The following is a 15,150-nucleotide window of genomic DNA, read 5'->3' on the forward strand; positions in this document are numbered from 1 at the left end:
ATGAGCCAGGCGCACCAACCGCGTGTCCTGACGATACCGGCGGGGCTTCCCTTCCTGAAGGTGCTCGCCGAACGACTGCTCGACGGCACACTCGCGCCGGGCTACCGCTATGAGCCCACCGATCCCCTATCGCTGGCCAAGGTGACGATCCTCGTTCCGACACGCCGCGCTGCCCGTGTCCTGCGATCGGAATTTGTCGAGCTCCTCGGAGGCCGCTCGGCCATTCTGCCGAATATCCGCCCGCTCGGCGAGACCGACGACGATGCCGGTTTCCTCGACGCCGACGCACCGGCACTGCTCGACCTCGCTCCCCCAATCAGCGGCACCGTGATGCTGCTGGAGCTTGCCCGCCTCATCCTGGCCTGGCGCAACCAGCTGCCAGCCATCGTCCGTAGCATTCATGCCGACACGCCGCTGGTCGCTCCGGCAAGCCCGGCTGACGCCGTCTGGCTGGCGCGTGCGCTCGCCGAACTGATCGATGCAATCGAGACGGAGGGCTGCGACTGGGCCGATCTCGCCAAGCTCGATGTCCGCGACTTCGCCTCGTGGTGGCAGCTGACCGTCGAGTTCCTGAAGATCGCCACAGCCTTCTGGCCGGCACGGCTCGAAGAATTGATGCGGTCCTCGCCCGCCCGCCAGCGCGACGCCGTGTTGAAGGCAGAGGCACAGCGCCTCTCCCGGCTTGAGGACGGGCATCCGGTGATCGTGGCCGGATCGACAGGTTCGATCCCCGCTGCGGCCGACCTCATCGCCGCCATAGCCGCGCGGGGCGAAGGCGTGATCGTGCTCCCCGGTCTTGATGGCACGATGCCGCCCGAGGACTGGCTGAAGGTCGGGCTCGAGCCAGAAGCCGGGCGACCGGCGGAGCCGGCGAGCCGCGGGCATCCGCAATACGGGCTGTTCCGGCTCCTCAGGCGGCTGAATGTCGACCGATCCGAAGTCGGGTCACTCGGCACCGTGGACGCCGCCCTGGCGGATCGGGCCGAAATCTTGTCGCGGGCCATGGCGCCGGCCGGCGCGACCGACGGCTGGCAGGCCTGGCGATCCGCCTTCGGCGATGCCCGGATCCACTCGGCCTTTGCCGAGGTTTCACTGATCGAGACCGCCAATGAGCGGGAGGAAGCCACCTCGATCGCGATTGCCCTTCGTCTTGGGCTTGAAAAGCCGGGTTCCAACGGCGGCGAAAGCCGAGTGGCACTGATCACCCCCGACCGTGCCCTCGCCCGAAGGGTCACGGCCGAACTTGCCCGTTTCGGCATCGTCGCCGACGACTCGGCGGGGACGCCTTTCAGCGCCACCCAGCAGGGTGTACTGACTCAGCTCATGCTCGAAGCAGCCCTTCGCCCGGGCGATCCGGTAGCCCTCGTCTCCGTCCTGAAACATCCCCTCGCCCGCTTCGGCATGAGTTGTGAGACCTATCGCGCCGCAGCTGACGCCCTGGAAGCGATTTCGCTTCGGGGGGGCATTCAGGCGGTCGATCTCAGCGAACTCCCGGCCCTATTCGAAGGCCGGCTCGCCGACCACCTTGTCGACCGGCATGCACCACAATGGCGCCTCTCGCTTCCCCCGGAATCGATCGAGGCCGCACGCGACCTTGCGGCCCGAATCTCCCGAGCAGTTGAGCCACTGGTGTCGGTGCTGGTCCGGATTGCCGACGGGCGGGTGTTGACGGACAAATTGCCACTCGGCGACTGGGCCGCGCGGACCGGCCGCACCCTTGAGGCAGTCTGCGCCGACGAACGCGGCGATCTGTCGGCCCTGTGGTCGAACGAGGCAGGGGAAACCCTGGCGACCCAGCTCGGCGAGATCATGGCGGCGGACGGGCTGATCGAGGCCGACGGCCCGCAATGGATCGACATCTTCGCCGCGTTGACGGCGAGCCAGGCTGTGAAGCCCAAAGCGATGCGCCATCCCCGCGTCTTCGTCTTCGGCACGCTCGAGGCGCGCCTGCAGAGCGTCGACACGCTGGTGATCGGTGGCCTGAATGAGGGTTCCTGGCCGGGCCAGACCACCAATAATCCGTTCCTGTCGCGCATGATGAAGGCGGAGATCGGTCTGGAGCCGCCGGAACGGCGGATCGGCCAGCTCGCCCACGATTTCGAAATGGCGAGCGGCACCCGCCATCTCGTCTATTCTCGTGCGCTACGCCAGGGCTCCGCTCCCACCGTCGCCTCCCGTTGGCTGCAACGGCTGCTGGCATTGGGCGGTCAGGATTTCGAGCGCAGATTGAAAGCCCGCGGCGACATTTTCCGCCACTATGCCGCTCTGATCGACCGCAGTGACAGCCAGGCTCCCGCACAGCGCCCCGCCCCGAAGCCGCCCGCCGAATTGCAGCCGACGCAATTCTCCTTCAGCGAAGTCGGACCGTTCCGTCGTGACCCCTATGCACTCTACGCCCGACGCATTCTCCGGCTCGACCCGGTCGACGGTTTCAACGAGGATCCGGGCGCGGCCGAGCGTGGCACGCTTTATCACAAGATCGTCGAGCGATTCGTCAGCGAAGGCCATGACCCGACCAGCCCCGATGCGGCTCAGGCGATGCAACGCATCACCGACGAACTCTTCGACGCCCAACACCTGCCGATCCATATTGACATCGTCTGGCGCCAGCGCTTCGCCGCCATTGCCCGTGCCTTTCTCGACTGGGAACGTGACCGCCGACCGGAAATCAGCAGGACGCTCACCGAGGTGCGCGGGCGGATCGAGCTTGCGAACGGCATCATGCTCACCGGCGTCGCCGACCGCATCGACCTCAGGAGTGCGGGACATGCCGACATTATCGACTACAAGACGGGCCTCAGCCCCAGCCCGGCGCAGGCCCGCAGCCTGCTCGATCCGCAGCTGGCACTGGAGGCGGCAGCGCTTCGGGCAGGGGCGTTCCGCGACGCCGGCCGGTTGACGCCGGAAAACCTTCTCTATGTCCGCCTCAAGCCCGCGCACAGCCTGATCGTCGATCTGGTCAATAACGAACTCTCCGGCCGCGGTGACAACAAGAAATCGGCGGTCGATCTGGCCGAGCAATCGGTGGAGGAACTGGCCAAATTCGTCGAGGCGCTGCGCAGCGGCGAACGCGGCTTCGTCTCACGCCTTTTACCGGCGCAGCAGAGTGATTTCGGCGGTGAATACGATCATCTGGCGCGGGTAGCCGAATGGTCGACCGCCGAAAGCGAGGAGGCAGTTGATGTCGAATGATGATGCGATACTGCCCTCCGGCAACGACCCGGCGATCTGGCTTGACTGGACGAGCCTGCAACAGGCGGTCGCCTCAGACCCGGCGCGCTCGGCCTGGGTCTCCGCCAATGCCGGATCGGGCAAGACCCACGTTCTGACCCAGCGGGTGATCCGCCTTCTGCTCGCCGGCGCCCGCCCCTCCTCCATCCTCTGCCTGACCTATACCAAGGCTGCGGCTTCAGAAATGTCGAACCGCGTATTCTCGCGTCTTGCCGAATGGGCGACTCTGCCGGACGAGGAACTGGCCAAGCGGCTTTACACGATCGAGCAGCGGCAGCCGGATCGCCTCAAGCTTGCCGAGGCGCGCCGGCTTTTCGCCCGGGCTTTGGAGACGCCAGGTGGCCTCAAGATCCAGACCATCCATGCCTTTTGCGAGGCGCTGCTGCACCAGTTTCCGCTGGAGGCCAATGTTGCGGGCCATTTCACCGTGCTCGATGACCGCGCCGCCCATGCGGTTCTGGCTGAAGCCCGCCGCTCGCTGCTGACCGCCACCTCGTCTGAGGATGACGCGGCACTGGCCGAGGCCTTTTCCCAGGTCCTCAGCATTGCCGACGAGTACGGGCTTGAAACACTGCTCGGCGATCTGGTCGCCAACCGCCATGCCGTGCGCGCCTTTGTCCGGACAGCGGAGACACGCGGCGGCGCGGATGCGCTTCTGCGCAAGGGGCTGGATATTGACGCAGACGCCACGGAGGACAGCCTGCTCGCGAAAAGCTGGCCCCTGCCCCCGCTCGATGGGCCGACGCTGACGTCCTATATCCTTCTCGCACGAGAAAAGGGGGGCTCCACGGTCCAGGAGATTGCCGAGCTTCTGGAAAGTGCTGTGCACGAGCCCGATCCGCGCAAGCGTCTTGGCCTCGTGGAGGCCGCTTTCTTCACCAAGGCCGGAAAGCCAAAGGCGGACAAGTCGCTGATCGCCAAGGCGATGAGCACGGCGGCGCCGCAGCTTCACGATGCTGTACTCGAAGCGCGCGACCATTTCGCCGCTATTCAGGATCGACTGCGCACATTCCGCATGTACCAGGCCACCATGGCGGCGCTGACGCTTGCCGCTCGTCTCGATGACGACTACGAGGAGCTGAAAAAGAAGCGCAGCCAGCTCGACTTCGAGGACCTGATCGTGCGCACTTCCGAACTGCTGCTGCGCAGCGACGTGGGCCCCTGGGTGCACTACAAGCTGGACCAGGGTATCGACCATATCCTCGTTGATGAAGCCCAGGATACCAGCCCCGTTCAGTGGTCGGTCATCCGCTCGCTGCGTGAGGACTTCTTTTCCGGTGAGAGCGCGCGCAGCCTGACACGCACCTTTTTCGCCGTTGGCGACGAGAAACAGTCGATCTATTCCTTTCAGGGCGCCAGACCCGAACGCTTTTCCGAAGAGGCCACGGCCACGGCCCGGGCCGTGGCAGCGGGCAGTCAGACCTTCAGTACCATACGCCTGCCCCTGTCGTTCCGCTCCACTTCGGCGGTGCTGTCAGCGGTCGACCAGGTCTTTTCCGTTGCGGAGAACGCTCGAGGCCTGAGTGCCCTCGGCGAAGATGTGGTTCACATGTCGAGCCGGATGGGCCATCCTGGCTCGGTCGACCTGTGGGACATGATCGCGGCAGAAGCCGCAGCCAAGAGCGAAGACTGGACCGCCCCCTTCGACGCAACGCCGGAGAGTGCTCCGTCGGCCGTGCTGGCTCGTCGCATCGCTTATGTCGTTGAGCAATTGATCGCCCAGGAGACGATCATCGACAAGGGCAAGCGAAGGCCGATCCGGCCGGGCGACATTCTCGTCCTGGTGCGCAAGCGCGACAGCTTCGTCAATGCCCTTACCCGCGCCCTCAAGCGGCGCAACAATATTCCGGTCGCCGGTGCCGACAGGCTAAGACTGACCGCGCATATTGCCGTGCAGGATCTGCTGGCGCTCGGCCGCTTTGTTCTGCTTACGGCTGACGACCTATCGCTTGCCGCGCTGATCAAGAGCCCGTTGTTCAACCACAGCGAAGAAGAACTATTCGAACTGGCGGCAAATCGCCCGGCGCATTGCGACCTCTGGGCCCACCTGCAGCAGATGGCGGAAGGGGAAGCGAACCGCTGGAGCGGAACGGCACAGCGGCTCCGCACATTCCACGCCCTGTCGCAATCGCTGCCGGTGCATGATTTCTATGCCCGCGTTCTGGGCGTGCATGGCGGCCGGCGCGCCTATCTTGCTCGCCTCGGCACGGAGGTGAGCGACATTCTCGACGAGTTCCTCAGTTTTGCCCTGGCCTTTGAAACAGCCGGACTGCCAGGCCTGCAAGCCTTCGTCTCCGCTCTCGAAACCGAGGCGCCGGAGGTGAAGCGCGAACAGGACAAGGACCGCGACGAGGTGCGGGTCATGACAGTTCACGCTTCGAAAGGGCTGGAGGCTCCGATCGTGTTTCTGGTCGATGGCGGCGGCAAGCCCTTCAATCACAGCCATCTTGCCAAGTTCCGCCTGATCGAGGGCGAGGACAGCGTGCCGTCGTTTCCCGTCTGGGTGCCGAACAAGGCGCTCGGGAATACCTTGGTGGATGCCGACGTTGAACGACGCAAGCGGATGGCGGAGGAGGAGTATCGGCGCCTCCTCTACGTCGCAATGACGCGAGCCGCCGATCGCCTGATCGTCTGCGGCTATCGTGGTGTTCGCGAGCCCGGCGAGGTCTGGCACCAGATGATTGCCGACGCTCTGCGCGACAAGGCGGATTTCTGCCGCGAGGTTGAATACTCCGGTCCGGACGGACCATGGGAAGGATTGACCTGGCGCCTTCCCGACGCCCCGAGGGAGTTCGAAAGCGAGACCGAAAAGGTTGTCGACAAGCACGGGGATCTTCTGCCCGATGCGCTTCTCAGCCCTCTGCCGGTGAGCCCGGGCTTGCCGCGTCCCCTGAGCCCTTCAGGTGCCGGCGCGATCATCATCGACGAAGCCGATGACGCACTGGTCACCTCGCCACTATTTGGCGAACGCGAATTAAAAGGCATTTCCTTGCAGAAGGGCCGCCTGATCCACCGGATGCTACAGATGCTGCCGCAAGTCGCGGCGGGCCAACGGGAAACGGCCGCCCGCCGCTACGCGGCACGGGCTGCCCGTTTCTGGCCGCCTGCGGAGCGCGCTAAACTGGTCGAAACCATCATGGCGGTTCTCGACCACCCGGCTCTTCAGTCCATCTTCACGTCCCATGCGCAGGCAGAGGTTTCGGTCATGGGCAGTTTCACGCTTAACGGGGAAGAGCGCGCAGTTTCCGGACGCATAGACCGTATGGCCGTGCTCGACGGCCGGGTTGTTCTGGTTGACTACAAGACGAACCGAAACCCACCCCGCAGTTCCGGCGAGGCTCCCCTGTCGCATCGCGCGCAGCTCGCGATCTACCGCGAGATACTTCGCCCCCTCTATCCGGGCAGCACATTCGATTGTCTTCTGGTCTACACCGAGACAGGCTCCGTCGTTTCTCTAGGGGAAGACACGCTGTCGCAGTCCCTTGCCGCGCTCAAGACATCGTGAGATACCGCATATTGAAAATATGCTGCGAGACATCACATATCTAGACATAAATCGATACCGGCAAAGGAGCAGCCCATGGCTACGGTAAAGGTCGACAATTCCAATTTTCAGGCCGAAGTTCTCGACTCGGCGGAGCCCGTAGTCGTTGATTTCTGGGCCGAATGGTGTGGTCCGTGCAAGATGATCGCGCCGAGCCTTGAGGAAATCTCCGTCGAGATGGCCGGCAAGGTGAAGGTTGTGAAAGTCAACATCGACGAGAACCCGGAAATCGCTGCCAAGTTCGGCGTTCGCTCGATTCCGACGCTCGCGATATTCAAGGGCGGCGAAGTGGCCGATATCAAGGTCGGCGCCGCGCCGAAGACGGCCCTGTCCAGCTGGATCGTCGGCGCAGCCTGATCAGCTGCAAGTATCAAGAATATGAAGGAAGCCGGGATCAGCCCGGCTTTTTTCATTTGGGGGGCGTCCCGTTGTCGGCAAGGACATTGCCGACGAGATAGAGGGAGCCACCAATCAGGATGCGTGGCGGCGGCGCATCGGGATCAATCCGCTCGGAGATCTCCCGAAGGGCCTCGGCTACCGATTCCATAGGTGCCGCCACCAGACCGGCGTCAAAAGCCGCCTGGGCCAGTGCGACCGGATCAAGCGCTGCATCCGTTCCGCGGATCGGCACGGTGAACACATCCTGGGCTATGTCGGCGAATGCGCGGAAATAACCGACAGGATCCTTGGTGTTGATCATCCCCGTGATCAGATAGAGCGGACGCGATTGGCGCTCCTCGAAGCCGGCCATGGCTTCGGCAATCGCCTCGCCGGCGCCGGGATTGTGGCCACCGTCAACCCAGATCTCCGCTCCGGCCGGCGCAAAGGCGATCAACCTGCCCTCGATCAACCGCTGCAGGCGGCCGGGCCAATCAACGGATGTCATCGCCCCCTCGGCAGTGGCATTGGTGACCTCGAAGCCTGCGGCCTTTACGGCACGGACCGCTGCAGCAGCGTTGCCGTGCTGATGACGCCCGGGGAGCCGTGGCAGCGGCAGGTCCATCAGGCCGAATTCATCCTGGTAGACAAGCCGGCCGAATTCCTCGTGCGCCCCGTAGTCCTGGCCGAAGACCGCCAACGGACAGCCCAGCCGCTCGGCCGTCGTCACGAGGACGTCGCGTGCAGACTCATATTCCTGCTGGCCGATGACGACGGGCCTACCCCTTTTCATGATGCCGGCCTTTTCTGCGGCAATCAGCTCGACCCGATCACCGAGATAGGGCTGATGGTCGAGCGAAATCGGCATGATGACCGAAACGGCCGGGCTCTCTATGACATTGGTTGCGTCGAAACGGCCGCCGAGGCCGACTTCGATGATCGCCACATCGGCCGGCTGCTCGGAGAAAAGCAGGAAGGTCACGGCCGTCAGTATCTCGAACACCGTGATCTTCTGGCCACTATTGGCGGCAGCGACCCGGCGCAGCGCATCGGCAAATACTTCGTCGTCGACGAGCTGACCCGGCCCGCCCTTGACTCCAATGCGATAACGCTCGTGCCAGCGCACCAGATGCGGCGAGGTATGAACATGCACGCTCAAGCCCTGGGCTTCGAGCAATGCCCGACAAAAGGCCGTAGCCGACCCCTTGCCATTGGTGCCGGCTACATGGATGACAGGCGGCAGCCTGTCCTGCGGATTGCCGAGCAGTTCCAGCAGCCGCCAGATGCGAGTAAGGGAAAGGTCGAAACCCTTGGGATGCAATCCCATGAGTTCGTCGATCAGCTGTTCTGCCTTGCTTGAGGCGGGCTCTGCCATGCTCTTGATTCCGCTCTTTGCCTCGGTCGGCAGACCAAGCCTCGGCTTCAAGCCGAGGCTTTCTCCGGAAGCGCCTTGGTAGCAGACGCGGTGGCATCGGCGTTCACTGGACGCTTCAGCATGATCTTCAGCACTTGCGCGAGCAACGACGGGATGTCGTGGCGCTTGGCAACCATGTCGATCATGCCGTGTTCCAGCAGGTATTCAGAGGTCTGGAAGCCTTCCGGCAGTTTTTCGCGGATCGTCTGCTCGATCACGCGCTTGCCCGCAAAACAAATCTCGGCGCCCGGTTCGGCGATGTGAAGATCGCCCAGCATGGCGTAGGAGGCCGTCACGCCACCAGTGGTCGGATTGGTCAGGACAACGATGTAAGGAAGACCCGCCTCCTTCAGCATGTCGACAGCGACCGTGGTGCGAGGCAGCTGCATCAGCGATAGGATGCCTTCCTGCATGCGCGCGCCGCCAGAGGCCGGGAACATGACGAGCGGGCATTTTTCGGCAATGGCGCGTTCGAACGCCTTCACGATCGCCTCGCCGGCAGCAATGCCGAGCGAACCGCCCATGAAGTTGAATTCATGCACAACGGCAACGAGCTTGACGCCCTCCACCGTGCCGACGCCAGCAAGAATGGTGTCTTCCTGGTCGGTCTTGATCCGGCTGTCCCTGAGACGGTCGGCATATTTCTTCGAATCGCGAAACTTCAGGGGGTCCTGTGCCACTTTCGGCTGCGGCAGGGCCTCGTAGCGGCCATCATCGAAGAGATCGGTCAAGCGTGCCTTGGCCGGCATCTTCATGTGATAGCCGGAGGCAGGGATCACCCACTTGTTCTCTTCGAGGTCCTTGTGGAAGACCATCTCGCCGGTTTCGGGGCATTTGATCCAAAGATTGTCGGGAACCTCGCGGCGGCCCAGCATGGAATTAATCCGCGGGCGCACGTAATTGGTAATCCAGTTCACTTGACTAACTCCTGACTGTCCCAGTCCATATGGGAAGACTATTCGGCGGCGGCAAGGCGGGCGGCATGAACGCCGGCCGATAGGCCGCGCACGAAGGTGGCAACCGACTGCACCGTATCGGCAGACGCTTTGCCATCCTTGTCGAGCGAGGTCGCAACCTGATTGACGATCGCGGTGCCAACAACCACGCCGTCGGCATTGGCGCCGATCAGGCGGGCATGCTCGGCGGTCTTGACACCGAAGCCGACGCAGACCGGAAGATCGGTCTGGCTCTTGATGCGGCCGACCGCACCGGCGATCTTCGACGGATCGGGCAGCGCCGAACCGGTAATGCCGGTCATCGATACGTAATAGACGAAACCCGACGTGTTGGTCAGCACCTTGGGCAAGCGCTTGTCATCGGTCGTCGGCGTCGTCAGACGGATGAAGTTGATATCCCGCTTTCGGGCCGGGATGCACAGCTCATTGTCCATTTCGGCGGGCAGGTCTACGATAATCAGGCCGTCGATGCCGGCTTCCAGCGCGTCGTCAAGAAAGCGTTCGACGCCGTAGACGTAGACCGGGTTGTAATAGCCCATGATGACGATCGGGGTCGTGTCGTCACCCTTGCGGAATTCGCGGGCCATCTGCAGCGTCTTCTTCATCGTCTGGCCGCCCTTCAGCGCGCGCTGGCCGGCCAACTGAATGGCCGGGCCATCGGCCATCGGATCGGAAAACGGTGCGCCGAGCTCGATCACATCGGCGCCGGCGGCAGGGAGCGCCTTCATGATCTCCAGAGAGGTCTCATAGTCCGGGTCGCCGCCCATGAAATAGGTGACGAGCGCCGGCCGGCCCTCAGCCTTCAGTGCGGCGAATTTCTTGTCCATACGAGCGGTCATGTCAGAGCCCCATACCCAGAATCTTGCCGACGGTGAAGATATCCTTGTCACCGCGGCCACAGAGATTCATCACGATGATCTGGTCCTTGTCCATCTTCGGCGCACGCTTGATGACTTCGGCAAGCGCATGGCTCGGCTCGAGCGCGGGAATGATGCCCTCGGTGCGCGTCAGCATCTGGAACGCAGCCAGCGCCTCCGTGTCCATGATCGGCACGTATTCCACGCGACCCTGATCTTTCAGCCAGGAATGCTCCGGACCGATGCCCGGATAGTCGAGGCCGGCCGAGATCGAATGGCCTTCCTTGATCTGCCCGTCGCCGTCCTGCAGCAGATAGGTGCGGTTGCCATGCAGGACGCCCGGCGAACCGGCCGTCAGCGATGCGCAATGCTCTTCTCCCTCAAGGCCCTTGCCGCCGGCTTCGACGCCAACGATCTTGACCGAAGCGTCGTCGAGGAAGGGATGGAACAGTCCGATGGCGTTCGACCCGCCGCCGACGGCAGCCACCAGCATGTCCGGCAGCCGGCCTTCCGCCGCCATCATCTGTTCCCGGGTTTCGCGGCCGATGACAGACTGGAACTCGCGGACCATTTCCGGATAGGGGTGCGGACCGGCAGCGGTGCCGATCATGTAATAGGTGTCGTCGACATTGGTCACCCAGTCGCGCAGCGCCTCGTTCATCGCGTCCTTGAGCGTGCCGTGGCCGGCCGTTACCGGCTTGACCTCCGCACCCAGCAGCTTCATGCGAAAGACGTTCGGCGCCTGGCGCTCCACGTCGGTCGCGCCCATGTAGACGACGCAAGGGATGCCGAAACGCGCGGCAACAGTTGCCGAGGCGACACCATGCTGGCCGGCGCCGGTCTCGGCGATGATGCGGGTCTTGCCCATGCGCTTGGCGAGCAGGATCTGGCCAAGGCAGTTGTTGATCTTGTGGCTGCCGGTGTGATTGAGCTCGTCGCGCTTGAAATAGATCTTCGCGCCGCCCAGCTCTTCCGTCAGCCGCTCGGCGAAATAGAGCGGGCTCGGACGACCGGTGTAATGCGTGTTGAGGTGCGCGAGCTCGGCCTGGAATTCCGCATCGGTCTTTGCCCTTTCCCACTCGGCCTGCAGGTCGAGGATCAGCGGCATCAGGGTCTCAGCGACAAAACGGCCGCCGAAGATGCCGAACAGGCCATCTTCGTCGGGTCCTTCACGGAAGGAATTGGGTCTCGGTGTCTCGTTCACTGTGCGCTCCCTGAAACCGGCTCGCGAACCGAAGCCCGTTCGACTGCCGCGAAAAACTCGTCCATCTTGTCCAGATCCTTGACGCCCGGTGCACTCTCCACCCCGGACGACACATCAATGCCGCGCGCGCCGGTTTCCCTCAGCGCATCGGCAATGTTGTCCTTGTTGAGCCCACCGGAAAGCATGTAATCGACATCCTCGTCAAGCGTTCGCAGAACCCGCCAGTCGAAGGAAACGCCGTTGCCACCCGGCAGATCGGACCCTGCCGGCGGCTTGGCATCGAACAGGAACCGATCAGCAATTCCGATATAGGGCTCGATCCGCTTAAGGTCATCGGGCTCGCGGATGGAAAATGCCTTCATCACAGGAAGACCAGTGACGGCCTTGATGGTCAGCACCCGCTGCGGGCTCTCCGCACCATGGAACTGCAGGATGTCCGGCCGCACAAGCGCGATAATCTCGTCGAGGTCGTCATTGTCGGCATCGACGGTGACCGCCACGATCTTGGCCCTGCCCCTTACCCGATCGGCCAGCACGCCGGCGAGGTCCGGCTCGATGTTGCGTGGGCTCTTTGCGAAGAAAATGAAGCCGACATGTGTCGCGCCCCGTTCGACGGCACGATCCACCGCCTCCGGCGTCTTCAATCCGCAGATCTTGATATCGGGTCTCATGGCAGCGGAAGTCGCACGAAAACGCAAAAGAGTCGAGCCAATTTGCGACGGCGGCGGTTCAGCCTGACGACTTCAATCGAAGTCGATGGCGTGGAGCTGGGTGCCGTGCCGCTTCAGCCAGGTCTTGGCGGTCTCCATGTGCGGGCAGAGATCGCGGCACAGCGCCCAGAAGGCCGGCCCGTGGTTCATCTCCCTCAGATGGGCGACCTCATGGGCGGCAAGATAGTCGATCACCGGCGGCGGCGCCATGACGATGCGCCAAGAGAAACTGAGGGCCCCGTCCCAGGAACAGGAACCCCAGCGGCTGCGGGTATCCTTCATCGTCAGCGATTTGTACGGACGGCCGACGGCCCTGGCATGGCCGGCGACGAGGACTTCCAGGTCACGTCGCGCTTCCTTCTTGAAGAAATCGCCGACACGGCGTCCGAGATGCTCCTCCATCCCGCTGACGCTCAGAACCGGGCCGATCTCGGAATCGATCGCCTCGGTCAGGCCGCGCAATCGGCCGGAATGAATGATGCGGTGGGGCACGCCACGCAACAGGATCTCGGCACCGTCGGACAGGCGCGTGTCGGACGAAAACTTCGCAAGTTTCACTTCGAGCCAGCCGCGATGGCGTTCAAGGAAATCGACGATCTCGCGTTCCCGCAGACCCGGTGGAACGGTCATCTTCAAGCCCCGTCCGCCCGGCTCTATGCGCAGCGTGATGCGGGTGGCGCGGGGATTGCTGCGGATCACCAGCGGCATCTCACGACCGCTCACGTCGAGCACTCGGCGCGAGGTCGCCGGCGATTTTGGCCGGGCGGGTTTCTGCAGGAAGGAAAACATGGGTCCCGTCTTAGCCGATTCGCCGATTGCGCGCATGGAAAAGCCGGCACGCCAAGGTGCCGGCTGATTGCTGTCAGAGAGGATCAGACGCCTGTCGCGCCGGAAGCTGCGTCATCACTACGGCGTTCGGCCGAGCGTGCACGCATGAAGCGGTCGAATTCTTCCTGATCCTTGGCGCGGCGCAGTTCGCGCGCATAGCGGTCAAAGTCGGCGCGCATCTCATCGAGCTTGCGGCGTTCCTCTTCCAGGCGGTCGAGTTCGGCCTTGCGCCAATCGTCGAAGGCCACATTGCCGGTCGTGAAATGGGGACCGCGGAATCCGCCGCTGCGGCATTTGCTGAACAGGCCGTCGGCCGTCTGGTTGGCGTTCTGCTTGAACGAGCGGAAACGGTCGCCAAAGACAATATAGGCCAACATGGCTAGGCCAAGCGGCCAGAACACCATGAAGCCAAGCACCATCAAGGCAACGGTCGCCGGCGTCCAATCCGGCCGAAGCAATGCTGACTGGTTCATCATCGATTACCCTCGCTTTCGTCGGTGGCAACATGCCGTCCGATGAAAGCGATGTGGTAAACGCTCTCCTTGTGTTCAAGGAGAGCGTTTTCGCAATCGGCTAATGTACTGAAACTCTCACGGAAAACGTGCGCGTATCAGGCAGACTTGCCGCCCTTGATAACGCGCTTGACTGGGCTCTGCTTTGCACCGCGCGACTGCTGAGTGGCAAATGCGATGATGCGCGGGGCAATTTCCTTGCGGAATCGCGAACCGTTGAACACCCCATAATGGCCGACATCCGGCTGGAGATAGTGCATTCGCTTCGCGTCAGGAATATTCGGGCAAATGGTCTGGGCCGCGCGGGTCTGACCGACCCCGGAAATGTCGTCATTCTCGCCCTCGACCGTCAACAGAGCAACATTGCGGATCGCCTTGGTATCGACCAACCTGCCCCTATGCAGCATCTCCCCCTTCGGCAGGGAGTGCTTGATGAAGACGGTATCAACCGTCTGCAGATAGAATTCCGCGGTCAGGTCCATCACGGCCAGGTATTCATCGTAGAAGTCGCGGTGTTTCTCGGCCAAATCCCCGTCATTCTTGACGAGGTGCATATAGAAGTCCTTGTGGGCGATCATGTGCCGGTCGAGGTTCATCGACATGAAACCAGACAATTGCAGGAACCCCGGATAGACGGACCGCATGAAACCAGGCTGCGGCCAGGGAACGTTCATGATCACATTGTCGCGGAACCAATCGAGCGGCTTGTTCTGGGCCAATTGATTGACAGCAGTCGGATTCATCCGTGTGTCGATCGGGCCGCCCATCAATGTCATGGACGACGGATAGAGTGGGTCATTCTTGGCTTCCATCACCGCCACGGCGGCAAGCACCGGCACGGATGGCTGACAGACGGCAACCACATGCGTATCGGCACCGAGGTGATGAACCATCTCGATCACGTAGTCGATGTAGTCGTCGAGATCGAAGCCTCCATCCGTGACCGGAACCATGCGGGCGTCGATCCAGTCGGTGATGTAGACGTCGGCGCTCTGCATCAGCGCTTCAACGGTACCCCGCAGCAGCGTCGCATAGTGACCCGACATCGGGGCGACGACCAGGATACGAGGACCCGGTTCTGCACCGGCGGGCAGGTCGCGGTGGAAGTGGATCAGATTGCAGAACGGCTTCTGCCAGACGATTTCTTCCCGAACCGTCACCGTTTGGCCGTCGACCGTGGTCATGGGCAGGCCGAACTCGGGTTTGCCATAGCGCCGCGTCACGCGTTCGAACATTTCGAAGCCGGCGGAAAGCGTTCGCCCGACCACCGAATGGGAAAGCGGGTTGAACGGATTGCTATAAGCGAGCCGCATGGCATCGGCTGTGGCCCGGAAGGGGGCTATCGCCGCATGGTTCATTTCATAGAGCTGGTAGAACATGAACTTCGCCGCCTTTTGTTTCCGCGGTATCGCGGATTCCCGTCAATATTTAAAACTAGCAGAGTTTGGTTAATTAGGAACAGCTTTGTTGTTGGCCTGCCCCCTGATATCAGGGGGAAGCGACATTGATTGACAAT

Annotated in this window: 11 protein-coding genes; 3 read left to right on the forward strand and 8 right to left on the reverse strand. The window is 62.7% G+C overall.

Annotated features, from left to right (window positions below; translation table 11 throughout):
• From addB to trxA, 3 genes are all read left to right on the forward strand, one after another.
• Complete coding sequence (gene addB, locus ACWPVA_RS17125) at window positions 1–3,192, forward strand: double-strand break repair protein AddB (RefSeq protein WP_454288816.1); 3,192 nt, start codon at window positions 1–3, stop codon at window positions 3,190–3,192.
• Complete coding sequence (addA, locus tag ACWPVA_RS17130) at window positions 3,182–6,736, forward strand: double-strand break repair helicase AddA (protein ID WP_454288817.1); 3,555 nt, start codon at window positions 3,182–3,184, stop codon at window positions 6,734–6,736. The genes addB and addA overlap by 11 nt, the downstream gene beginning before the upstream one ends.
• 75 nt (window positions 6,737–6,811) lie before the next feature.
• Entirely contained in the window at window positions 6,812–7,132 is a 321-nt protein-coding gene (gene trxA / locus ACWPVA_RS17135; RefSeq protein ID WP_454288818.1) for a thioredoxin, read from the forward strand.
• 52 nt (window positions 7,133–7,184) lie between these two features.
• Here the strand turns inward: trxA and ACWPVA_RS17140 are convergent, their stop codons facing one another.
• From ACWPVA_RS17140 to ACWPVA_RS17175, 8 genes are all read right to left on the reverse strand, one after another.
• On the reverse strand, window positions 7,185–8,528 hold the full coding sequence (locus ACWPVA_RS17140) for a bifunctional folylpolyglutamate synthase/dihydrofolate synthase (protein WP_454288819.1): 1,344 nt from the start codon (window positions 8,526–8,528) through the stop codon (window positions 7,185–7,187).
• Between the two features lie 47 nt (window positions 8,529–8,575).
• Window positions 8,576–9,484 (reverse strand): acetyl-CoA carboxylase, carboxyltransferase subunit beta, encoded by a 909-nt coding sequence (accD, locus tag ACWPVA_RS17145; RefSeq protein ID WP_454288820.1) that lies wholly within the window; start codon window positions 9,482–9,484, stop codon window positions 8,576–8,578.
• Window positions 9,485–9,522: 38 nt separating this feature from the next.
• Window positions 9,523–10,362: a tryptophan synthase subunit alpha gene (gene trpA / locus ACWPVA_RS17150; RefSeq protein WP_454288821.1), complete on the reverse strand. Its 840-nt coding sequence runs from the start codon at window positions 10,360–10,362 to the stop codon at window positions 9,523–9,525.
• 1 nt (window position 10,363) lies between these two features.
• Window positions 10,364–11,584, reverse strand: a complete 1,221-nt coding sequence (trpB, locus tag ACWPVA_RS17155) for a tryptophan synthase subunit beta (protein WP_454288822.1) — start codon at window positions 11,582–11,584, stop codon at window positions 10,364–10,366.
• Window positions 11,581–12,255 carry a phosphoribosylanthranilate isomerase gene (locus ACWPVA_RS17160; RefSeq protein ID WP_454288823.1) on the reverse strand — a complete coding sequence of 225 codons (675 nt, stop codon included), beginning with the start codon at window positions 12,253–12,255 and terminating at the stop codon, window positions 11,581–11,583. Before ACWPVA_RS17160 ends, trpB begins: the two co-directional genes overlap by 4 nt.
• 72 nt (window positions 12,256–12,327) lie before the next feature.
• Window positions 12,328–13,083 carry a M48 family metallopeptidase gene (locus ACWPVA_RS17165; protein ID WP_454288824.1) on the reverse strand — a complete coding sequence of 252 codons (756 nt, stop codon included), beginning with the start codon at window positions 13,081–13,083 and terminating at the stop codon, window positions 12,328–12,330.
• Between the two features lie 83 nt (window positions 13,084–13,166).
• Complete coding sequence (locus ACWPVA_RS17170; RefSeq protein WP_454288825.1) at window positions 13,167–13,595, reverse strand: DUF2852 domain-containing protein; 429 nt, start codon at window positions 13,593–13,595, stop codon at window positions 13,167–13,169.
• A 137-nt stretch (window positions 13,596–13,732) separates the two neighbouring features.
• On the reverse strand, window positions 13,733–15,013 hold the full coding sequence (locus ACWPVA_RS17175; RefSeq protein WP_454288826.1) for a polyhydroxyalkanoate depolymerase: 1,281 nt from the start codon (window positions 15,011–15,013) through the stop codon (window positions 13,733–13,735).
• Window positions 15,014–15,150: the final 137 nt, after the last annotated feature.

Source organism: Rhizobium arsenicireducens, assembly GCF_964021225.1.